This window comes from Brevundimonas sp. KH_025 (assembly GCF_057839885.1).
Map to the genome: position 1 here is coordinate 1 of NZ_CM174501.1, position 22,276 is coordinate 22,276.

At 68.5% G+C, this 22,276-nt stretch carries 18 protein-coding genes; 7 read left to right on the plus strand and 11 right to left on the minus strand.

Annotated elements, in window-relative coordinates; genetic code table 11:
• Window positions 1–27 precede the first annotated feature (27 nt).
• From dnaA to AC3IS2_RS00030, 6 genes are all read left to right on the plus strand, one after another.
• Window positions 28–1,476 (plus strand): chromosomal replication initiator protein DnaA, encoded by a 1,449-nt coding sequence (gene dnaA / locus AC3IS2_RS00005; RefSeq protein WP_489198623.1) that lies wholly within the window; start codon window positions 28–30, stop codon window positions 1,474–1,476.
• Between the two features lie 145 nt (window positions 1,477–1,621).
• Window positions 1,622–2,740 (plus strand): DNA polymerase III subunit beta, encoded by a 1,119-nt coding sequence (dnaN, locus tag AC3IS2_RS00010; protein WP_489198624.1) that lies wholly within the window; start codon window positions 1,622–1,624, stop codon window positions 2,738–2,740.
• 65 nt (window positions 2,741–2,805) lie between these two features.
• Window positions 2,806–2,925, plus strand: a complete 120-nt coding sequence (locus tag AC3IS2_RS00015) for a GIY-YIG nuclease family protein (RefSeq protein WP_489198625.1) — start codon at window positions 2,806–2,808, stop codon at window positions 2,923–2,925.
• 298 nt (window positions 2,926–3,223) lie between these two features.
• On the plus strand, window positions 3,224–4,351 hold the full coding sequence (gene recF, locus AC3IS2_RS00020) for a DNA replication/repair protein RecF (RefSeq protein WP_489198626.1): 1,128 nt from the start codon (window positions 3,224–3,226) through the stop codon (window positions 4,349–4,351).
• 134 nt (window positions 4,352–4,485) lie between these two features.
• Entirely contained in the window at window positions 4,486–6,921 is a 2,436-nt protein-coding gene (gene gyrB, locus AC3IS2_RS00025; protein ID WP_489198627.1) for a DNA topoisomerase (ATP-hydrolyzing) subunit B, read from the plus strand.
• 142 nt (window positions 6,922–7,063) lie between these two features.
• Window positions 7,064–7,534, plus strand: coding sequence for a 5-oxoprolinase subunit C family protein (locus AC3IS2_RS00030; RefSeq protein WP_489198628.1), 471 nt, complete (start codon window positions 7,064–7,066; stop codon window positions 7,532–7,534).
• Between the two features lie 33 nt (window positions 7,535–7,567).
• Here the strand turns inward: AC3IS2_RS00030 and AC3IS2_RS00035 are convergent, their stop codons facing one another.
• From AC3IS2_RS00035 to chvI, 5 genes are all read right to left on the minus strand, one after another.
• Window positions 7,568–7,849: an HPr family phosphocarrier protein gene (locus AC3IS2_RS00035; RefSeq protein ID WP_489198629.1), complete on the minus strand. Its 282-nt coding sequence runs from the start codon at window positions 7,847–7,849 to the stop codon at window positions 7,568–7,570.
• Window positions 7,846–8,250, minus strand: coding sequence for a PTS sugar transporter subunit IIA (locus AC3IS2_RS00040; RefSeq protein ID WP_184266786.1), 405 nt, complete (start codon window positions 8,248–8,250; stop codon window positions 7,846–7,848). The genes AC3IS2_RS00035 and AC3IS2_RS00040 overlap by 4 nt, the downstream gene beginning before the upstream one ends.
• 108 nt (window positions 8,251–8,358) lie before the next feature.
• Window positions 8,359–8,790: an HPr kinase/phosphorylase gene (locus tag AC3IS2_RS00045; protein WP_489198630.1), complete on the minus strand. Its 432-nt coding sequence runs from the start codon at window positions 8,788–8,790 to the stop codon at window positions 8,359–8,361.
• Window positions 8,787–10,400, minus strand: a complete 1,614-nt coding sequence (chvG, locus tag AC3IS2_RS00050; protein ID WP_489198631.1) for a two-component sensor histidine kinase ChvG — start codon at window positions 10,398–10,400, stop codon at window positions 8,787–8,789. The genes AC3IS2_RS00045 and chvG overlap by 4 nt, the downstream gene beginning before the upstream one ends.
• Window positions 10,369–11,073 carry a two-component response regulator ChvI gene (gene chvI / locus AC3IS2_RS00055; RefSeq protein ID WP_489198632.1) on the minus strand — a complete coding sequence of 235 codons (705 nt, stop codon included), beginning with the start codon at window positions 11,071–11,073 and terminating at the stop codon, window positions 10,369–10,371. The genes chvG and chvI overlap by 32 nt, the downstream gene beginning before the upstream one ends.
• Before the next feature lie 219 nt (window positions 11,074–11,292).
• Between chvI and AC3IS2_RS00060 the strand changes: the two genes are divergently transcribed.
• Entirely contained in the window at window positions 11,293–13,005 is a 1,713-nt protein-coding gene (locus tag AC3IS2_RS00060; RefSeq protein WP_489198633.1) for a hypothetical protein, read from the plus strand.
• A gap of 13 nt (window positions 13,006–13,018) precedes the next feature.
• On the opposite strand, the gene AC3IS2_RS00065 is transcribed toward AC3IS2_RS00060, so the two are convergent.
• From AC3IS2_RS00065 to obgE, 6 genes are all read right to left on the minus strand, one after another.
• Window positions 13,019–13,351 (minus strand): TFIIB-type zinc ribbon-containing protein, encoded by a 333-nt coding sequence (locus AC3IS2_RS00065; protein ID WP_489198634.1) that lies wholly within the window; start codon window positions 13,349–13,351, stop codon window positions 13,019–13,021.
• 150 nt (window positions 13,352–13,501) lie between these two features.
• Window positions 13,502–14,719 carry a BaiN/RdsA family NAD(P)/FAD-dependent oxidoreductase gene (locus tag AC3IS2_RS00070; RefSeq protein WP_489198635.1) on the minus strand — a complete coding sequence of 406 codons (1,218 nt, stop codon included), beginning with the start codon at window positions 14,717–14,719 and terminating at the stop codon, window positions 13,502–13,504.
• A gap of 37 nt (window positions 14,720–14,756) precedes the next feature.
• Entirely contained in the window at window positions 14,757–15,065 is a 309-nt protein-coding gene (locus tag AC3IS2_RS00075; protein WP_489198636.1) for a GNAT family N-acetyltransferase, read from the minus strand.
• 82 nt (window positions 15,066–15,147) lie between these two features.
• Window positions 15,148–17,874, minus strand: a complete 2,727-nt coding sequence (locus tag AC3IS2_RS00080; RefSeq protein ID WP_489198637.1) for a TonB-dependent receptor plug domain-containing protein — start codon at window positions 17,872–17,874, stop codon at window positions 15,148–15,150.
• Between the two features lie 133 nt (window positions 17,875–18,007).
• The gene (gene polA, locus AC3IS2_RS00085; RefSeq protein ID WP_489198638.1) at window positions 18,008–20,923 is read right to left on the minus strand and encodes a DNA polymerase I; all 2,916 of its coding nucleotides are present in this window, start codon (window positions 20,921–20,923) and stop codon (window positions 18,008–18,010) included.
• 232 nt (window positions 20,924–21,155) lie between these two features.
• Window positions 21,156–22,211, minus strand: a complete 1,056-nt coding sequence (gene obgE, locus AC3IS2_RS00090) for a GTPase ObgE (protein WP_489198639.1) — start codon at window positions 22,209–22,211, stop codon at window positions 21,156–21,158.
• Window positions 22,212–22,276: the final 65 nt, after the last annotated feature.

Consider the following 22,276-nt stretch of genomic DNA (forward strand, 5'->3'; position numbering starts at 1 on the left):
ATGATCGGGGGCGCACTAATGACGGGCATGACGGATCCTGACCGTATCTGGACCGAGGCGGCTGGCCGCCTGAAGACCGAGATCGGCGACGGGCCCTTCAGCAGCTATATCGCGCCCTCGGCCGTGCGTCTGGATGCGAACGGCAACCTGATCCTGGTGACGCCGACCGCCTATGCCCGCGACTGGGTGCGCAAGAACGCCCTGCGTCGCATGAACGAGCTGTGGCTGGGCCTGGACGGCCTGTCGCGCCGCCTGGACGTGCGTTGCCGCGCCGAGGTGGGCTCGCCCGCCCCGGCCACCGCCTTCCCCGCCGGCGAGGCCCCGCGCCTGGCCTCGGTGGGCGGCGTGGTCGCCCCCTCTTCGGCTATGGCTCCGGCCTCGGCCATGGCCGCCTCGACCTTCGCCCCCTCGACCGACGGCGCCCGCGCCGTCCGCGCCGCCGGCCTGCAGGAACGCCTGACCTTCGACAGCTTCGTCGAAGGCCAGGGCAACGCCTTCGCCCTCGCCATCGCCAAGCAGGTGGCCAGCTGGGCCGACGGCCATTTCAACCCGGTCTTCTTCTGCGGCCCCTACGGCTACGGCAAGACCCACCTGCTGAACGCCATCGCCTGGGAGGCGCAGCGCCTGCGCCCCGACGCCAAGGTGGTCTATCTGACCGCCGAGCGCTTCCTCTCGACCTTCGTGCGCGCCATGCAGGACCGCTCGACCGCGGCCTTCAAGGAAAGCCTGCGCTCGGCCGATATGCTGCTGCTGGACGACGTCCAGTTCGTCGGCGGCAAGACCTCGACCCAGGAAGAGCTGCTCAACACCCTGACCTCGCTGATCGAGGACGGCAAACGCATCGTTCTGTCGGCCGACCGCGCCCCGACCGCCTTGACCGACGTGGAGCCGCGTCTGCGCAGCCACCTGGCCGCCGGCCTGACCTGCCCGGTCGAAGCCGCCGACCGCACGCTGAAGATCGCCGTGGCCCAGTCGCGTCTGAACGCCCTGGCCAAGCTGGGCGTCGTCTCGGGCGAGGCCCGTGCGGACGTGCTGGAGCATCTGGTCGACCGCACTCCCGGCTCGATGCGGGAGCTGGAAGGCGCCGTGAACACCCTGGCCGCCGTCGCCGGCGCCCGCCTGTCGGCCCTGAGCGTGGACGAGGCCCAGAGCCTGCTAGGCGTCGCCCTGCGCGGCGGGCCCGAGCGCCGCATCACGGTGGACGAGATCCAGAAGACGGTCGCCGACCACTTCAGCCTGAAGCAGGCTGATCTGCTGAGCGAGCGTCGCACCCGCGCCATCGCCCGCCCGCGCCAGATCGCCATGTACCTGTGCAAGCAGCACACGACCCGCTCCTATCCCGACATCGGCCGTCGCTTCGGCGGACGCGATCACACGACCGTCCTGCACGGCGTGCGCAAGATCGAGGAGCTGATGCCGAAGGAAGAGCAGATCGCGCGCGACGTCGAGGCCCTGACGCGCAAGCTGCGCGGCTAAGGTTCATCCACGGAGCGCCTGTGGATAGCGGGGGCAGACGTCGCAGGATGTCGGCCCCCCGTTGCCCCCGCCGCTCAATGCGCTAGTGTTCCAGCCCATCCTTACGGCGACGCTGATAAAGGCGTCGCGGCCCGGGCGAGACCACATGCAGCTGACCATCGAACGTTCCGCGCTCCTGAAGGCCCTCGGGCACGTTCAGAGCGTGGTCGAGCGCCGCAACACCATTCCGATCCTGTCGAACGTGCTGCTGAGCGCCGGGCGCGACCGCCTGTCCTTCGCCGCCACCGATCTCGACATGGAGATGGTGGACGAAGCCGAGGCCCAGGTGAATGTCGAGGGCCAGATCACGGCCCCGGCCCACACCCTGTATGAAATCGTCAAGAAGCTGCCGGACGGCGCCGAGGTCTCGCTGACCTATTCGGGCGACGATCCGCGCCTGGTGGTCTCGGCGGGGCGGTCCAAGTTCAACCTGCCGGTCCTGCCGGCCGGCGACTTCCCGGTCATGTCGACGGAATCCACGGGCGCGCGCTACAGCCTGCCCAAGGAAGATCTGGCCCGGCTGATCGACAAGACCCGCTTCGCCGTCTCGACCGAAGAGACGCGCTATTATCTGAACGGCCTCTATCTGCACACCGTGGCCGACGGTGGGATTCCGCTGCTGCGCGCCGTGGCCACCGACGGCCACCGTCTGGCCCTGGCCGAGACCCCGGCGCCGGAAGGCGCGGCCGGCGGTCCCGGCGTCATCGTGCCGCGCAAGACGGTGGATCAGGTCCGCCGCCTGCTGGACGACGGCAATGGTCCGGTCGAGGTCCAGGTCTCGGCCCAGAAGATCCGCTTCGAGTTCGGCCAGGCCAGCCTGACCTCCAAGGTCATCGACGGCGCCTTCCCCGACTATCTTCGCGTCATACCCAAGGGCAACGACAAGCAGGCCGACATCGACAACGCCCTGTTCGCCAAGGCCGTCGACCGCGTGGCCACCATCTCGGCCGAAAAGAGCCGCTCGGTGAAGCTGGCCTTCGACAACGACCGGGTGAAGCTGACCGTCCGCAACATGGAAGCCGGCCAGGCCGAGGAAGAGGTCGAGATCGGCTATTCCGAAGAACCCTTCGAAATCGGCTTCAACGCCCGCTACCTGCTGGACGTCGCCGGCCAGATCACCGGCGAGACCGCCCACTTCAAATTCGCCGACCCGGCCAGCCCGACCCTGGTCCTCGACCCGGCCGACGTGGGCGTGCAGTACGTGCTGATGCCGCTGCGGGTGTAGGGCCAGAAAGAACCGCTCACCCCGGCGGACGCCGGGGTCCAGTGAGAGCCGCGCCGGGAGGTTGGATGTATTTCTACACCTACATCCTGGCCGGTCGCCGCAACGGCGTCCTCTACACCGGCTCGACCGACGACCTGTTGAAGCGGGTCGTCGAGCATCGGGGTTTCCCGCCTGGTCTGGTATGAGCACCACGGAACGCGCGACGAGGCTTTTCGCCGTGAGCGCCAGATCAAGGAATGGCGGCGCGAATGGAAGCTCGACCTGATCGAACGGATGAACCCGGGTTGGGATGATCTGCTTCCGACATTGCTTTGATGAAGCGGGCTGAACCTACCCTCCGTTCATCCCGGCGGACGCCGGGATCCAGTTCCTTGGCTTCAAGCATTGAGCGCTTGGGCTCTCACTGGACCCCGGCGTCCGCCGGGGTGAGCGGTTTCTTCTTCGGCCTCTGCTCGCCAAATCGGTGTATCTGCTGATCGACGCATGATCCGCTCCCTCGCCCTTACCGACTTCCGTTCCTATGCGAGCGCCAGCCTGGCGGTGTCCGGCGGGGCCGTGGTGCTGCATGGGCCGAACGGGGCGGGCAAGACCAATCTGCTGGAGGCCATCAGCCTCTTGACCCCCGGCAAGGGGCTGCGCGGGGCGACGGCGCAGGAGATGGGGCGGCGCGAGCCGGGCGAGGCCACAGGCCGGGCCTGGGCCGTCATGGTTACCCTGGACGAGGCGGGTGAGGAAGTCCGCCTAGGGACGGGCGTGCAGACGCCGGGCGCCGCGCGGCGCATCGTCCGGATCGACGGCGAGACGGCGCCGCCTGGGCGGTTGCTGGACCATCTGCGTCCGGTCTGGGCCACGCCCGAGCAGGACCGGCTGTTTTCCGACGCGCGGGCGGCGCGCTTACGCTTCTTCGACCGGCTGGTCTTCGCCGCTGATCCTGACCATGCGGCGACGGTCTCGACCTATGAAAAAGCCCTGCGCGAGCGGCTGAAGCTGCTGACCGACGGGGCCGAAGGCAAGCCCGCCGATCCCCTGTGGCTCGATGCCCTGGAAGCGCGGCTGTCCGAGGCCGGGGCGCGGGCGGCGACGGCGCGAACGCGGGCGCTGAGCGCGCTGCAGGCGGGCATCGACGCGCGCAACGACCGGCCCTTCCCCCAGGCCGACCTGGGCCTGACCGGAGCGGCGGAAGAAATGGCGGCGGCGGGCGCGGACGAGGCGGACATCGTGGGGATGCTGGGCGAGGGGTTCGTGCGGGCGCGGGCGCGTGACGCCGCCGCCGGACGCTCCCTGTTCGGGCCGCACCGTTCCGACCTGACGGCGCTTCATCGCGAGAAAAACCGGCCCGCCGCCGAAGGGTCGTCCGGCGAGCAGAAGGCCCTGGTGCTGAACCTGATCCTGGCCCAGGTCGGGCGTCTGGCGGGGCAGAGGGCCCAGCCCGTCCTGCTGCTGGACGAGGCCCCGGCCCACCTCGACGAGGTCCGTCGCGCCGCCCTGTTCGACGAGATCGAGGCCCTGGGTCTGCAGGCCTTCATGACCGGCACGGAACGCAGCCTGTTCGCCGCGCTGGAGGGGCGGGCGCAGTTCGTTTCGGTCGAGGGCGGCGGCCTGTCGACCTGACCCTAAAGGCTCGCTTTTCTCTCCGAATTTCCTATATGTTATCGACGTCGGGGCGCGTTGAATTGCGACCTGACGCGGGCGGCGGAAGCGCCGTCTTTTCCCTGTCCGTCCGCGGACCCTGAGCCGACGTTTTCATGACCGACCAGACTGACGCCTCGCCGGAATACGGCGCTGATTCCATCAAGGTTCTCAAAGGCCTGGACGCGGTGCGCAAGCGCCCCGGCATGTATATCGGCGACACCGACGACGGCTCCGGCCTGCACCACATGGTCTACGAGGTGGTCGACAACGCCATCGACGAGGCCCTGGCCGGTCACGCCGACCTGGTCCAGGTCATCCTGAACGAGGACGGCAGCGTCACCGTCACCGACAACGGGCGCGGCATTCCGACCGGCATCCACGAGGGCGAAGGCGTCTCGGCGGCCGAGGTCATCATGACCCAGCTGCACGCCGGCGGTAAGTTTGACCAGAACTCCTACAAGGTATCCGGCGGCCTGCACGGCGTGGGCGTGTCCGTGGTCAACGCCCTGTCGGACTATCTGGAACTGGTCATCTATCGCGAGGGCAAGAAGCACCACATGCGCTTCGAGCGCGGCGACACGGTCAAGTCGCTGGAGGTCGTCGGCGACGCCCCGATCCGCACCGACGGCGAAAAGGCCGGGCAGCCGCTGAGCGGCACCGAAGTCACCTTCTACCCCTCCGTCACCACCTTCAGCCACATCGACTTCGACCTGAAGACGCTGGAGCACCGCCTGCGCGAGCTGGCCTTCCTCAACTCGGGCGTGGTCATCAAGCTGTCGGACCATCGCGGCGCCGAGCCGGTCGAGATCATGCTGCACTATGAGGGCGGCGTCGAAGCCTTCGTGCGCCACCTCGACAAGTCCAAGACCCCGATCCTGAAGGACGTCATCGTCATTCGCGGCCAGAAGGACGGCATTGAGCTGGACCTGGCCCTGTGGTGGAACGACAGCTACCACGAGACCATGCTGTGCTTCACCAACAACATCCCGCAGCGGGATGGGGGCACCCACCTGTCGGCCTTCCGCGCCAGCCTGACCCGCGTCATGGGCGCCTATATCGAAAGCTCGGGCCTGGCCAAGAAGGAGAAGGTCGCGCCGACCGGCGAGGACGCCCGCGAAGGCTTGACCTGCGTCCTGTCGGTCAAGGTGCCGGACCCCAAGTTCAGCTCGCAGACCAAGGACAAGCTGGTCTCCTCCGAGGTGCGCCCGGCGGTCGAGAACCTGTGCTCGGAAGGCCTGGCCGAATGGTTCGAGGAACACCCCGTCGAAGCCAAGATGATCGTGTCCAAGATCATCGAAGCCGCCTCGGCGCGGGAAGCCGCCCGCAAGGCGCGCGACCTGACGCGGCGCAAGTCGGCGCTGGAGATCTCGAGCCTGCCCGGCAAGCTGGCCGATTGTCAGGAACGCGATCCGGCCAAGTCCGAACTGTTCATCGTCGAGGGCGATTCCGCAGGCGGCTCGGCCAAGCAGGCGCGCAACCGCGAGAACCAGGCCGTCCTGCCCCTGCGCGGCAAGATCCTGAACGTCGAGCGCGCGCGCTTTGACCGGATGCTGTCGTCGGAGCTGATCGGCACGCTGATCCTGGCTCTGGGCACCGGCATCGGCCGCGATGACTTCAACGCCGACAAGCTGCGCTATCACAAGATCATCCTGATGGCCGACGCCGACGTCGACGGCGCCCACATCCGCACCCTGCTGCTGACCTTCTTCTATCGTCAGATGCCGGAGCTGATCGAGCGCGGCCACGTCTATATCGCCCAGCCGCCGCTCTATAAGGTCTCGAAGGGCAAGCAGCACCGCTACGTCAAGGACCAGGCGGAGATGGACTCCTACCTGATCGAGGAAGGCTGCGCCGACGCCGAGCTGGATCTGGCCGGCGGCGAGCGCCGCATGGGTCTGGACCTGCAGGCCCTGGTGCGCGAGGCCAAGGCCTTCAAGGCCCTGGTCGATCGTCTGTCGGCGCGGGCGCCCGCCTTCGCCATCGAGCAGGGCGCCCTGGCCGGCCTGTTCACCGAGAGCGGCGAGCTGGAGGCGCGCGCCGCAAGCGCCGCCGAGCGCTTGAACCTCTATGCCGAAGAAGGCGACGGCCCCTGGTCGGGCGCGCGCGCCGAGCAGGGCGGAGTGGTGTTCAGCCGCGTCCGCCGCGCCGTCAGCGAGACCATCGTCCTAGACGAACAACTGGGCCGCTCGCTGGACGCGCGGCGTCTGGCCGAACGCGCCGCGACCTTCGAAGGTCTGTTCGACAAGCCCGCCGTCTATCGCCGCAAGGACAAGACCACGACGATCCGCGGGCCTCTGGACCTGCTGAACGCCGTGCTGGACGCCGGCAAGAAGGGCATGGCCATCCAGCGCTACAAGGGTCTGGGCGAGATGAACCCCGAGCAGTTGTGGGAGACGACGCTGGACGTCAACGCCCGCACCCTGCTGCAGGTCAAGGTCGAGCACGGCGACGACGCCGACGACCTGTTCGCCAAGCTGATGGGCGACGTGGTCGAACCCCGCCGCGAGTTCATCCAGGACAACGCCCTGGACGCCGCCGTCGACGTCTGACGGCGGGCGCTCGGGGGCGGGCGTCAATCCAGGCCAGAATGTGACTTTTTTGTGTCTCGCTTGCGGCGCCTTGACGGTTAACGAGGGGCGGCGCACCACTGGCGATGTGGAGCCTGGCTGTGGGGCCAGGCGGGAGAAAGCCATGAGAAACGTGCTGTTCGCGGGCGCGGTCGCCCTGACCCTGATGTCGGCCTCTTCGGTCGCTCTGGCCCAGGATTCCAGCAAGACCGCCACCTATGGCGAGATCGTCCTGCGCGCCGGATTCACCCCGGATCCCTATCGCGTCTCGGTGACGGCCGGGGGCGCGATCGACGCCTATGCCGACACGCCCCTGCCGTCGGCCTGTGTCGGCAATGTCGCCGATGCGCCGGATTTCGAAGTGACCTATGAGGCGGGCCGCCTGCCGCTGGTGTTCCGCACCCTGTCGTCGGTGGATACGACCCTGATCATCAACGGCCCGGACGGCGAGTGGTCCTGCGACGACGACAGCTATGGCGACGGCGACGCCCAGGTGCGCTTCGACAAGCCGCGCAGCGGCACCTACGACGTGTGGATCGGCACCTTCGGCGGCGGCACGGCCAACGCCACCCTGCTGATCACCGAGACGCCCTGAAGCACGCCTTGGGGCGGCTCAAGGACGAGGGCCTTACTGGTCCTCGTCGAACTTGCGGGCGACCAGGTCGCTGAGCGCCTCGAGGGCTTCGGCCGCATCGGCGCCCTCGGCCTCGATGTCGACGCCGCAGCCGATGCCGGCGCCCAGCATCAGCAGGCCCATGATCGAGCGGGCGTCCACGGTGACGCCGTCGCGCGTGACGCGGATCTCGGACTCGAAGCTGGACGCCAGCTTGACGAACTTGGCCGAGGCGCGGGCGTGCAGGCCGCGCTGGTTGCAGATGCCGACGGTGATCTGAATGGGAGCGTCGCTCATTTCTCGCCCGCCAGAACCCAGGACGCCACCGAGATGTATTTGCGCCCGGCGTCCTGCGCATGGGCGACGCAGGTTTCCAGAGTTTCGCGTCCGCGCACGCTGGCCAGCTTGATCAGCATGGGCAGGTTCAGCCCGGCGATGACCTCGGCGTGGGTCTGCTCCATCACGGAAATGGCCAGGTTGGAGGGCGTGCCGCCGAACATGTCGGTCAACAGGATCACGCCGTCGCCGTCGTTCACGGCGGCGGCCGCATCGACGATGTCGCGGCGGCGCCGCTCCATGTCGTCTTCGGGGCCGATGCAGATCGCGGCCACGCCCCTTTGAGGGCCGACCACGTGCTCCATCGCCGCCAGGAATTCAGAGGCCAGGCCCCCGTGGGTGACGATCACCAGCCCGATCATGAAGGCTTCACCAAGACAATCCGCCCCGCGCTTCTGCTCTCAGCGGACGTCCATGAGGCGTCCCGACTGATCTGCAAGCCGGCCTTCATAGGCCAATCGCGCGCCGGTTCAAAGAGCGGCGAGCGCGGTTGCGACGACCTGACCCGCCGACGCCGGCCGAGGATCGAGCTGCAGTTGCGGAATCGTCACGCCCTGCCAGGTCCAGACGGCGGGCTCGGGCAGGCGCTCGATGGGGGCGTGGGTGCAGGCCACGGCCATGACGATGCGGGCGAGGGGCTGGACGGGGGCGGCGACGATGCCCAGGCCGCGCACTTCAATCCGACCGGCGATTGCGACGGGCGCCGAGCCGTAGAGGGCGTCTTCGCTGGACCAGAGATGCGTCCAGTCGTCGGCCACCAGCCGCCAGCCCTGGCCGATCAGGCGCAGGGCCAGATCGCTCTTGCCGACGCCGGAGGGGCCCTGGATCAGGACGCCGCGCCAGCCCTGGGGCGTATGGCGGGCCACGGCGGTGGCGTGAAGGGGTTGCATCGGTTCGGTCATGGGCGACGTCCGGCCAGAGGCAGAAGCACTTCGAAACGGGCGCCGACGACGGCGCCGGCCTCATCGAGACGGTTTTCGGCGCGGACCTGGCCGCCGTGGGCGTCGATGATCTGGCGCACGATCGACAGGCCCAGGCCAGAGTTGGCGCCGAAGGCCGTGCCCTTGGGCCGCGAGGTGTAGAAGCGCTCGAACACCGTCTCGAGGTTTTCGGGCGGGATGCCGGGGCCGTCGTCCTCGACCCGGATGCGAAGCGGCAGGTCGGCATGGCTGTCGTCGCGTTCCAGGCGCACGCGGACCTCGCCGTCGGTCGGGCTGAACGAGCGGGCGTTGTCGATCAGGTTGCGGAAGACCTGGCCCAGGGGAATGTCGCGACCCAGGACACGCGCCGCTTCGGCGGTCGAGGCGAAGCGCACGGTCGCCTCGCCGGCCTTCTGGCCGCCCTCATAGACGGCGACGATGTCGCCCAGCAGTTCATTGAGGTCGATCAGACGCGGCCGGTCGCGCGACAGTTCGGCATCCAGACGCGAGGCGTTGGAGATGTCGGTGATCAGCCGGTCCAGGCGCCGCACGTCCTGTTGCAGCAGATTGGTCAGCCGCCCCCTCTGCTCGTCAGTCTTGACCAGGGGCAGGGTCTCCAGTGCCGAGCGGATCGAGGTCAGGGGGTTCTTGATCTCGTGGCTGACGTCGGCGGCGAAGCGTTCGATGGCGTCCATGCGGGTTGACAGGGTGTCGGTCATGGATTCCAGGGCGCGGGCCAGGTCGCCGATCTCGTCCTTGCGGTCTTCGAGGTCGGGCAGGGAGATGGCGCGGGCGCGCTGCAGGCGCACCTGGTCCGCCGCCGCCGACAGGCGCATCACCGGCCGCGCCACGAACAGGTGCAGCACCAGCGAGGCCAGCAGGTTCACCGCCAGGGCCACCAGGGCGAAGGGGGTCAGGGCGCGACGCTGGGCGGACAGGGTTTCGTCCACGTCGCCGGCTTCCAGCGTCAGCACCCCAAGCACCTGCTGCACATGGCGAACGGGCAGGGAGACGGAGACGACGCGGTCGCCGTCCTCGTTGCGGCGCACGCCGGCCTGGGGCGCGCCTTGCAGGGCGCGCTCGACCTCTGCCGACAGCTCGGCGTTGGCGCGCTGTTTCCGGGTCTCCATGCGAGAGAATGTGGCGTCGGAAGAGGCGAGCGCGGTCCCGGCCGGGTTGGCCGGCGGCAGGGGCTCGCCAGGAATGACGTCGCTGACCTTGTAGCTGTCCGACACCTCGATGCCGTCGAGGTCGAAAAGACGGGCGCGCTGCCCGGCCGGAATGAAGTTGTCGCGCAGCCAGAGACCCGCCGCCCCCTCATTCAGGACGGGATAGGGCTCGCCCCGCGTGATGCCCAGTTCGCCCAGGACGTTGGCCAGAAGCTCGGCCTGGGCCGACAGGGATTCCTGGCGCGCTTCGATCAGGCCGCGCTGCCATTCGTTCAGCAACAGGGCGCCGCCGAACAGGATCAGCAGGCTGAGAAGATTGAGCGCGAGAATGAAGCCGCCCAGGCGCGATCCGCCGAAGCGGAAACGGCGCCGCGCCGGGGCGTCCTCGATCTCAGCTCTCGCGGTAACGGTAGCCGACGCCATACAGGGTCTCGATCGCGTCGAACTCGGGATCGACCACCCGGAACTTCTTTCGCATCCGTTTGACGTGGCTGTCGATGGTGCGGTCGTCGACATAGACCTGATCGTCGTAGGCGGCGTCCATCAGGCTGTCGCGGCTCTTCACGAAGCCGGGGCGCTGGGCCAGGGCCTGCAGCAGCAGGAACTCGGTGACGGTCAGCTTGACCGGACGCCCTTCCCAGGTGCTCTCGTGCCGGGCCGGGTCCATCGACAGCTTGCCGCGCTTGATCGCCTTGCCGGCGGCTTCCGCCGCGGTCTCGACCTCGCCGCCGTCAGCGCCGGTGCGGCGCAGCAGGGCCTTGACCCGTTCGATCAGCAGTCGCTGGCTGAAGGGCTTGTGGATGTAGTCGTCGGCGCCGAGGTTGAAGCCGAGGATCTCGTCGATCTCCTCGTCCTTGGACGTCAGCATGATGACCGGAATCTGCGAGGTCTGACGCAGGCGGCGCAGCACTTCCATGCCGTCCATGCGCGGCATCTTCACGTCCAGGATCGCCAGATCCGGCGGCGTGGTCTCCAAGGCTTCCAGACCCGTGGCGCCGTCGTGATAGGCCGTCACCTTGTGGCCGTGGCTTTCCAGGGCCAGGGACACGGAGGCGACAATGTTCTCGTCGTCGTCGACCAGAGTGATGTTGGCCAAGGGCTTCTCCTTAGTGCGGGCGGCGGTCGTGCGATCAGTCGTCGCGGGTCGATGGCGAAACGCGCGACAAGCGTAACCGTTCTATTCTATCGCGGTGACATTACGGCCACAGCAAATGGTTCGCCAGAGCTTGTCTTTCAACCTTGGCCGTGAAAGGGCGAAACCTCGCCTTAAATCCTCGCGGCGCAGGGTGTCGGGGCATTACGCCTGAAAGACGCCATGGCCGGTCCGGTTCACTACGAGATCTACATCCGCAAGACGCCCCCGTCCTCGTGGGCGCTGGAGATGGCGACCGAGGACCGCAAGCAGGCGGTCGAAACGGCCGAGGACCTGCTCAAGGACGGCCGCGCCTGCGCCGTGCGCGTCACCAAGGAGACGCTGGACCCCGATACGATGGAATTCGCCAGCGTGGTGGTCCTGAACCGCGGCGCGCCCGAGGTGAAGCGCAAGCGGGTCGTGGCCGAGGACCAGGCCGGTCCCAACTGCCGCGGCGTGCAGGACCTCTATGCGCCCCACGCCCGCGAGTTGATCGGGCGGGTGCTGGAGGACTGGCTGAACCGACAGGGCGTCACGGCTTTCGAACTGCTGCACCGGCCCGATCTGGCCGAGCGGCTGGAGGCCTCGGGCGTCGAACTGCAGCACGCGATCCAGAAGGTCGCCGTGCCCGAGAGCCAGAACAGCGGTCAGGCCGTCCACGATCTGGTGCGCCATTATCAGCGCCTCAGCGAACAAGCGATCGAGCGCCTGCTTCAGGCCGGACGCCGCGATCAGTTTCCCAGCCTGGCCGAGCGGTCGATCGCCGACGTGGCGCATCGGTTGAACGGGTCGAACGACCGCGCCTTCGTCGTGGGCGGAGTGGTCGCCGGGGCGCTGAAGGGCGTCAAGGGCGCGCGCGCACGTCTGGATCGGCTGATGGACCTGTGCGACCGGGCGCCGATGGACGGCCCGCCGCGCGCCCTGGTGCTGGTGCCAGTCGAGCAACTGCTGTGCGAGTTGCTGGGATCGCGCGCCGGCCTGACCCAGATTCTCGGTCCGGCCCTGGATCAGGGCTCCAGCCTGGCGGCGGTGGTGCGCATGGTCGCCCCGCGCGAGATCGGCGCCCTGATCGCCCATGATCCCAAGCTGGCGGTCCTGGTGCCGCCGGTCGAGGGCGGTCCGGCGCGTCTGGGCGAGCGGCTGGCGGCGGGCGAATTCCCGCTGCTGGCGGCCTCGCTGGCGCGCATGGTGGTGCGCGAACTGATGAGCCAGCGTCGTCTGCGGCCCGGCGACCCCGAGGGCGAAATCGACATCCTGCGCGCCCTGGCCATGACCCTGACGGCCACCGCCGGGCGCCTGCTGACGTTGGAGGAGGTGCAGACCGCCTTCGTCGAGCGGTCCAAGAGCCTGGTCACGGCCGACTTCGTTGCCGCCTACGTCAAGGGCTGTCCCAACGTCCTGTGCGAGGTCGAGCGGCTGACGCGGTTGTGTGAGAACGTCACCGGCGGGGGCAACAAGCGCTCGGCGGCGCGTTGGCTGGACGCTTGCGTCACCTCCCTGCGCTTCGAGACCGAGATGCGCGCCTCGGGTCAGACCCCGGGGCAGAAGCTGCTGGCGCTGGCGACGCTGCAGCGGGCGGTGCGCAACGCCGCCCTGTCCGAGCGGGATCGCGATGCGGTCGAGGCCGCCCTGGGCGTGGTCGGCGGCGCGGTCGAGGCGGACGCCAAGCTGACGACTCAGATCGTCCGCGCGCCGGCGCCGGCGCCGCAGAAGCTGGCCGCCCTGTTGAGGCTGGCGGCGGGCGAAACCGGCCCGACCGGCCCCGTGGCCGAACGCGCCAAGGCCGAAGCGATCAAGCTGTTCCGTGCGCCCGAGGTGCGCACGGCCCTGGGCGCGGCGCCCGAGGCGGTGCAGACGCTGCGCCCCCTGATGAAGGCGGTCGGCCTGGCCGCCTAGACCGCGCGGTCCGTCAGTCGAAGATGTCGAAGATGTCCATCCGCTTCTTCTTCTTGCGGTAGGCGTAGTCGTCGTCGCGGTGACGATCGTCCTTGTAACGCGGGGGCTCGCGGTAAGCCTGCGGCTGGCCGCCCCACGGTTGCTGCGGGGGCTGCTGATAGGTCGGCTGGGGCGCGGCCTGCGGGGCGGCGGCGCGGCCTTCCTCGGTCGCGCTGGCCATCAGCTTTTCCAGCTCGCCGCGATCCAGCCAGACGCCGCGGCAGGTCGGGCACATGTCGAACTGTACGCCGTTGCGGTCCAGCGTCTGCATGGCGGCGTTGTCGTTGGGGCACATCAACAGGGGCATGGCGTCCTCGTCCTCGAATGATGCGGTCCGACATCACGTCGCCGAAGCGCCGCCAGAGGGGCCCGTCCCGCAAAGAATGAAGCTAGGCGCCCCGACGAGCGGTCACAAGTTGCGCTGACGCCGCAGGGCGAGCCCGTCGGCGGGCCCGCCTTAGCAGGATTGCCCCGCCGCCCAGCCCGACGACCAGGCCCACTGGAAATTATAGCCGCCCAGCCAGCCGGTCACGTCCACGATCTCACCGATGAAGAACAGACCGGGGACCGTCCTGGCCTCCATCGTCTGTTGGTCCAGGGCGGCGGTGTCGACCCCGCCCAGGGTCACTTCGGCGGTGCGATAGCCTTCCGAGCCGACCGGCTTGACGGTCCAGGCGTTGACTGCTTCAGCCAGCGCCCGCAGCTTCTTGTCCCCGACCTCGGCCAGCTTGCCGGCCAGGCCCTCGCGGGCGCAGATGACCTCGGCCAGACGGCGGGGGATGATGTGGCCCAGCGCCGTATGCACCGCCTGCTTGCCGTTCTCGGTCTTGGCCGCCAGCATCCGGGCGGCGACGTCCTCGCCGGGGGCCATGTTGACCGTGATGGCCTCGCCTTCGCGCCAGTAGGAACTGATCTGCAGGATCGACGGGCCGGACAGACCGCGGTGCGTGAACAGCATGGCTTCTTGGAAGCTTGTTTCCTTGGGCCTGTCACCCTTCGGGCTGCTTGGGGCCGCTTTGACAATCGCGTCGACCGCCACGCCCGCCAGCGGCGTCAGCTGCTCCAGCAGCCCGGGTTCGAAGGTCAGCGGCACCAGGGCGGGCCGCGTCTCGGTCACGCGCAGATCGAACTGGCGCGCCACCTCATAGCCCCAGCCGGTCGCCCCCATCTTGGGGATCGACTTGCCGCCGGTCGCCACCACCAGCGACGCCGCCGAGACGCGGGTTCCGTCGTCCAGGGCGACCTCGAAGCGGCCGCCGCTGCGGCTGATCGAGGTGACGCCGAGGCCCAGCGACAGGGTCACGCCCGCCGCCTTCATCTCGTCCGTCAGCATGCGGATGATCTGTTTGGCGCTGTCGTCGCAGAACAGCTGGCCCAGAGTCTTTTCGTGCCAGGCGATGCCGTGGCGCTCGACCATCTTGATGAAGTCGTGCTGGGTGAACCGCTTCAGCGCCGACAGGGCGAAGCGCGGATTCTCGCTGAGGAAATTGGCGCCGCTGGTCCCCAGGTTGGTGAAGTTACAGCGGCCGCCGCCCGAGATGCGGATCTTCTCGCCCGGCGCGCGGGCGTGGTCGATGATGCGCACACGGCGGCCGCGCTTGCCCGCCTCGATGGCGCACATCATGCCGGCCGCGCCGGCGCCGACGATCAGGACGTCGAGATCTGAAGACTTCATCGCCCCGCCCTAGCAGGCGCGGGCGTCGGAGGCGACCTTACAAGCCCAGCGCGATGCGATAGCTGGGATGCACCACGTCGGCGTACTCGGGATGCTTCTTCAGATAGCCGGCGAAGAAGGGGCAGGTCGGCAGGATGACCAGGCCGCGCTGCTTCAGGTCGGTCAGGACGTGCCGGGCCATCCGGCTGGCGATGCCGCGCCCCTCCAGCGGGACCGGCACGATGGTTTCGGTGATCAGCAGGCCGCCCGCGACGAGGTTGTAGAGCACCACGGCGGTCTGGCCGTCCACGGACAGCTCGTAGCGCCTGGCCTCGGCGTTGTCGTGGATCTCGGGATCGAGGCTCATGGTCGGCTCCTGCGATGGTGAAGAGAGCCTAGCCCGGTCGCCGGAGAAAGGGGAGGGGGCGTGGCCGCCCCCTCCCGTCGCGTCAGAAGCTGTAGTCCAGCTGGACCCAGGTCTGACGGCCGTAGATGTCGTACCAGCCGATGGAATAGTTCGGCCATCCGCCGGTGCGGTCCTCGGGATAGCGGTCGGCGATGTTGTTCATGATCACCGAGACCGAGGCCTTGTCGTTGACGCGATAGCGGACGCTGGCGTTGAACACGGCGTAGGGATCGCGCTCGGAGGCATAGTCGTTGGTCGGGATGGTCCCGTAACGCACGCCGTAGAGGGTCGTCGTCCACGGCCCGACGTCCCAGGTGACGCTGCCCGACATCCGGTCGCGCCAGTCCGACTGACGCGATAGGTCGCGCAGATAGTCGAAGGTCGGGTCGCCCTCGAACTGCTGATATTGGTGCTCCAGAACCCTGGTGTAGGTCAGGCTGCCGCTCAGCAGGCCGTAGTGGTCGAAGACGTGACGCGCGTTGACGGTGGCGTCGAAACCGCGCGTGGTCTCGCTGGCCGCGTTGATCGGGTTGACGGTGATGCGCGTGACCTGGTTCGGGTTGATCGCCGCATTGGCCGGATTGCGCGCCACCCGCCCGACATAGTCGAGGCACAGGGCCGAGGTCGGATCGACCGCGCCGCCGCTGGGCGTGCGGCCGATGCGGCAGTCGGCCTCGGTGCGCAGGATGATGTCCTCGCTCAGCGACGTCACCTGCTGGCTGATCTCCAGATCATAATAGTCGAACTGGATGTCGAAGGCCTTGCTGGGCGTCCAGACGAAGCCGGCGGTGAAGGACTTGCCCTTCTCCGGCTGCAGCTGGGCGTTGCCGCCGCGCGTGAAGTCCATGTTGTACTGGTTGTCGCAGCTGGAATAGTCCTGCCCCTCCAGACGGCACTGATAATAGTCCGTCACGCCGGGGTAGTAGCCGCGCGTCTCGGTGGCGAAGATGTAGTTCATGTCCGGCGCGCGGAAGCTGGTCGAATAGCTGGAGCGCAGCAGCAGGCTGGGGATCGGGCGGTACTGCAGGCCCAGGCTGTAGGTCGGGCTGTCCACCGACTCGCCGCGGTATTCGTAGCGGTCGTAGCGGCCGGCCACGGTGGCGGTCAGCTGCTCCAGGATGGGCACGCGCAGCTCCAGACCCGCCGCCTGCCGCTTGCGCTCGCCGCCTGACGGTTGCGAGCCGCTGGTGTTCCAGGCGAGGCCGGCGTTCAGGCGCGCGTCGGGCTGGTTCTTGTAGCCCTGCTCGCCGATCTCGACCACGGCGGCGGCCTGCAAAGCCCCGGCGGGCAGCTGCCACAGGTCGCCGTCCACCGAGAGGGTGAAGTCCTGCAGCCACGAGGTGTTGTGGTCGGTGAAGCGACCGGCCAGCGTACCGAACTCGGCCGGGGTCAGCGGCGTGTAGAGGCGGTTGGCGGCGGGGGCATAGACGGGCTGGGTCGTGCCCGAGACCTGGCGCGATCCCTGCCGAGCGCCCAGGAAGAAGCCGTCGATCCCGGTCAGCAGTCGCACCCGGCTCTGGTCGCTGACGTATTCCGAACGGTTGAAGGCGGCCTCATAGCGCCAGTCGCCCACGTGGCCGCGTACGCCCAGAACCGCGTTCCAGTTCTCCTCGTCGTAGCGGTTGCCGACGCCGAAGGCGCCGCCCGTCTCCTCGGGCGTCAGCACCCGGTTCCAGGTCTCCAGCCGTCCGGCCGTCTCGTTCCAGAAGGTCTTGTTCCAGCTCAGCGAGCGCACGACGTTGTCGACCTGGGTCTTGCCGTAGAGGAACTCGCCGAACACCTCCGCAGCGTCGTTCAGGTGATAGGTCAGGCCCAGATAGGCGTTGCCCGACTCCTTCTGCGTCTGGATCGTGCGGGTGTTGTAGTAGGCGTCGCTGCCGCAGTAGGAGCCGCCGCTGGCCGCGACGACGCGCTCGATGGTCCCGCCCTGCAGCGAGGCCAGGCCCTCGCACAGGCCGGCGGGCGGATCATAATAGGCGCGGGTGATCGGGTTGCGGTTCGAGAACATGGCCGGCGGGACCGTGCCCGGCGCGGCGTAGCGGGTGTAGGATTGGCTGATCTCGCGGTCGCCCCAGAAGATGGCGTCGCGCTGGCTGTATTCCAGGCTGCCGACCACATCCAGACGGTCCCAGCTGCGGCCGCCGGACAACTGGGCGCGCCAGTTGTCGCCGCCGCCCTGTTCCGTGCCGCCGTAGCGCAGCGAGGCGTCGAAGCCGTCGGTCTTCTGCTTCAGCTTGATGTTGACCACCCCGGCGATGGCGTCCGAGCCGTAGATGGCGCCGGCGCCGCCGGTCAGGACCTCGATCCGATCGACCACGGCGTTGGGCAGGTTGGCCAGGTTCACCGCATTGACCGAGCCGTTGTAGGCCGACGGATATTCCGCCACCCGCCGCCCGTTCAGCAGGACCAGGGTGTGGTTGGGCCCCAGGCCGCGCAGGGAGATGACGTTGGCCGCCGGGGTGAAGGTGGCGCCGAAGTCCTCGCCCTGAACCGAGCCGGTGTTCTGGGTCGCCTGGCTCAGGGCGTCGAAGACGCTGCGGAAGGCGCGCGTGTCGATGGCCTCGCCGGTGATGACCGAGACCGGGGCCACGCCCTCCAGATCGACGCGGCGGATGCGCGAGCCGGTGACGACGACCTCGTCCACCGTCGCGGCGGCTTCGGGTTCGGGCGTCTCAGGTTGGGCCGGAGCGGGGGCGGTTTGGGCGAAGGCGGGCGCCGCCGCCGTCAGGGCGATGGCGGCGACCGACAGTCGCAGCAGACTCTTTTTCACAATTGAACCTTGTTCTTGGAGGAGAGTTCCAAGCGGTCAAGGTTTAGGCGAAATTTATGCCTCGAAAAGGCGGGATCGCCGCTTGTTCCTTTTAGAAGTTCGCGGCGATCAGAGAGAAAACCTCAACGGCCGATCAGTGGGCCTCGTCCCAATTGCTGGCGGCCTTGGCCTCGACCACCAGGGGCACGCTCAGGGCGACGGCGGGATCGGCGGCGCCTTCCATGATCTTGCGGACCACGACCAGGGCGCGTTCGACCTCGGCCTCGGGGGCTTCGAAGATCAGTTCATCGTGGACCTGTAGCAGCATCCGCGTCTTGAGACCCGCCTCGATCAGGGCCTGCGGCATACGGATCATGGCGCGACGGATGATGTCGGCGGCAGCGCCCTGGATCGGGGCGTTGATGGCGGCGCGCTCGCCGAACTGACGCTCGGCGCCCGACTTGGAATGGATGGCCGGGATGTGGATGCGGCGGCCGAAGACGGTGGTGACGAAGCCGTCTTCCTTCACCCGGGCCTTGGTCTTGTCCATGTAGGCGCGGATGCCGGGGAAGCGCTCGAAATAGGTCTTGATATAGGCCCCGGCCTCGCCCTGATCGATGCCCAGCTGGGCCGCCAGACCGAAGGCCGAGATGCCGTAGACGATGCCGAAATTGATGGCCTTGGCCCGGCGGCGCGTCTCGGACGGCATGCCCTGGACCGGGACGCCGAACATTTCGGACGCCGTGGCGGCGTGAATGTCGAGGCCCGCCTTGAAGGCGCGCTTCAGCTCGGGGATGTCGCCGATATGGGCCAGCAGGCGCAGCTCGATCTGGCTGTAGTCGGCGCTGATCAGCACATGGCCCGGCGAGGCGATGAAGGCCTGGCGGATCAGGCGGCCGGTCTCGGTGCGGATCGGGATGTTCTGCAGGTTGGGATCGGAGGAGGCCAGGCGGCCCGTCGTCGCCGCCGCCAGTTGATAGGAGGTGTGCACCCGGTGGGTTGTCGGATCAGCCGCCGCCACCAGGGCGTCGGTATAGGTGCCCTTCAGCTTGGACAGCTGGCGCCAGTCCAGAATGACGCGCGGCAGGTCATGCGTCAGGGCCAGGTCTTCCAGCACGCTGGCCTCGGTGCCCCACTGGCCGCTGGCGGTCTTCTTGCCGCCCGGCAGGCTCATTTCGCCAAACAGGATCTCGCCGATCTGGCGCGGGCTGCCGATGTTGAAGGGGCGGCCCGCCAGCTTGTGCGCCTGCTCCTCCAACTCGGCCATGCGCTGGCCGAAGGTCGAGGACAGCGAGCGCAGACGGTCGGGATCGACCCGCACCCCGTTCAGCTCCATGTCGGCCAGGACGGCGGGCATGCCCCGCTCCAGCGTCTCATAGACGGTGGTCAGGCGCTCGCTCGCCAGGCGCGGCTTCAGCAGCTTGTAGAGGCGCAGCGTCACGTCCGCGTCCTCGGCGGCGTAGCAGGTCGCCGGCTGCAGTTCGACGTGCATGAAGCTCTTCTGGCTCTTGCCCGTGCCCGCCACGCTCTTGAAGGGGATGGGTTCGTGGCCGAGATGCAGCCGCGCCAGTTCGTCCATGCCGTGGCCGTGCAGCCCGCCTTCCAAGACGTAGCTGAGCAGCATGGTGTCCTCGATCGGGGCCACGCGGATGCCGCGCCGGGCCATGACGGCGAGGTCGTATTTGATGTTCTGGCCGACCTTCAGCACCGAGGGGTCTTCCAGCAGGGTCTTCAGCCGCTCCAGAGCGGTGGGCTTGTGGATCTGCGTCAGCGGCTCGCGGACCTCGCCGCCGGCCAGGTCCAGTCCGAAGTCGAACCCGCCGCTCAGAGACGCGTCGCCGCTCGGCTCGTGGTCGTGGGTCAGGGGGACGTAGCAGGCCTCGTTCGGCCCGACGGCGAGGGAGACGCCGCACAGACCGGCGTGGGTGGCCGACAGGGCGTCCGTCTCGGTGTCGAAGCCGATGACCCCGACGGCGCGGGCGCGAGCGATCCAGCGATCCAGATCCTCCAGCGTCTGCACGCACTCGTACTTGTCGCGGTCGAAGTCGTGGACCTCGTCGGGCGTCGCGACCTCGGCCGGGGCGTAGCGCGGGCTGGCGACCGGGGCCGAGGGCTGGCGGGCGAAGGCCGAGCCTTCCTTGGCCGGGGCCTTGCCGTCGCCGACGCGGCGCAGCAGCGAGCGGAACTCCATCCGCTCCAGGAACTCGGACAGCACCGCCGGGTCGGGATCGCGGATCAGGAAGTCCTCGACCGGCTCGGGCGCCGGGGCGTCGCAGGTCAGCTTGACCAGTTCGCGCGACAGGCGGATCTGGTCGGCGTACTCGATCAGGGTCTCGCGCCGCTTGGGCTGCTTGATCTCGCCCGCGCGGGCCAGAAGCGTGTCGAGGTCGCCGTATTCGTGGATCAGCTGGGCCGCCGTCTTCGGCCCGATGCCGGGGGCGCCGGGGACGTTGTCGACGCTGTCGCCGATCAGGGCCTGGACCTCGACCACCTTGTCCGGCGCGACGCCGAACTTCTCGAACACGGCCTCTTCGTCCAGCCGCCGGTCCTTCATCGGGTCGTACATGACGACGCCGTCGCCGATCAGCTGCATCAGGTCCTTGTCGGACGAGACGATCACCGCCTCGCCGCCCAGATCGCGGACCTTGCAGGCATAGGTGGCGATCAGGTCGTCGGCCTCATAGCCGGGCAGTTCGATCCCGTGGACGCCGAAGGCGGCGGTCGCTTCCCGCACCAGGGGGAACTGCGGCACCAGATCCTCAGGCGCCGGCGGGCGGTGGGCCTTGTACTGATCGTAGAGGGTGTTGCGGAAGGTCTTTTCCGAGTGGTCGAAGACGGCGACCAGATGGGTCGGGCCGTCCTCGCCCTTCATGTCGCGGATCAGCTTCCACAACATGTTGCAGTAACCCTGCACCGCGCCGACAGGCAGGCCGTCCGACTTGCGCGTCAACGGCGGCAGGGCGTGATAGGCGCGGAAGATATAGGCCGAGGCGTCGATCAGCCACAGCCGGGGCGGCGGTCCGTCCTGGGTCAGGGGGCGGGCGGTGGTGTCGGCGGTCGCGTCGGTCATGACGCGAACATAGGGGGCGGCGACGGCGCCGTCATCGGCTTAAGCGATCCTCCCCTGCGAAGCGGGGGAGGGGGACCATGCGCAGCATGGTGGAGGGGGCGAGGTCAGGCGACGCAGATTGGTTTTCAGGCTGCGGGGAGCGGAAGCCGGGCGGGAGGTCGGCGGCTGGAGCCGCCCCCTCCACCGCCTGCGGCGGTCCCCCTCCCCCGTGAACGGGGGAGGATCAAGTCGCCTACGGCGCCCAGCCGCCCGGCGTCTCGGGGATCGTATCCGCGCCCTCGACGGTGATCTCGCCGCGGGTCTTGCGGACCTCGGCCCAGGCGGCGCGCAGCAGTTCGGTCACGCCTTCGCCGGAAACGCCGGACACCAGATAGGGGGTCTTGCCGGAGGCGGCCTTCAACTCCGCGACCTTCTCCTCGCGCTCTTCCGGGGACAGGGCGTCGATCTTGTTCAGCGCCAGCAGTTCGACCTTGTCGGCCAGGCCTTCGCCATAGGCGTCCAGTTCGCCGCGGATGATGCGATAGGCCTCGGCCACGTCTTCCTGCGTGCCGTCGATCAGGTGGATCAGGCTGGCCGACCGTTCGACGTGACCCAGGAAGCGGGTGCCCAGACCCGCGCCCTCGTGCGCGCCTTCGATCAGGCCGGGAATGTCGGCGATGACGAAGCGCTCGGACGGGCTGAGGTCCACCATGCCGAGGTTGGGCGTCAGGGTGGTGAAGGGATAGTCCGCCACCTTGGGCCGCGCCGCCGAGACCGCCGCCAGGAAGGTCGACTTGCCGGCGTTGGGCAGGCCCGCCAGACCGATGTCGGCGATCAGCTTCAGCCGCAGCCAGATCCAGCGCTCCTGGAACTCCTGACCGGGGTTGGCGAAGGTCGGGGCCTGGTTGGTCGGACCCTTGAACCGGGTGTTGCCCCATCCGCCGTTGCCGCCCGAAAGCAGCTTCACGCGTTGGCCCGCCTTGTCCAGATCGACCAGGACGGTTTCCTTGTCCTCGTCCAGCACCTGGGTGCCGACGGGGACGCGCAGGACCACGTCCTCGCCCTTGCCGCCGTGCATCTGGCGGCCCTGGCCATGGTGGCCGGTCTGGGCCTTGAAATGCTGCTGGTAGCGGAAGTCGATCAGGGTGTTCAGCCCGTCCGCCGCCTCGATCCAGACGTCGCCGCCCTTGCCGCCGTCGCCGCCGTCGGGTCCGCCGTTGGGGATGAATTTCTCGCGTCGGAACGAGACGGCGCCGGCGCCGCCCGCGCCCGAGCGAATGTAGATCTTGGCCTGGTCGAGGAACTTCATCGCGGCCTTATGACCCAAGAGAGCGGCGATTTACAGGCCAGGCCGAATTCTCCCTTCCCATGAAG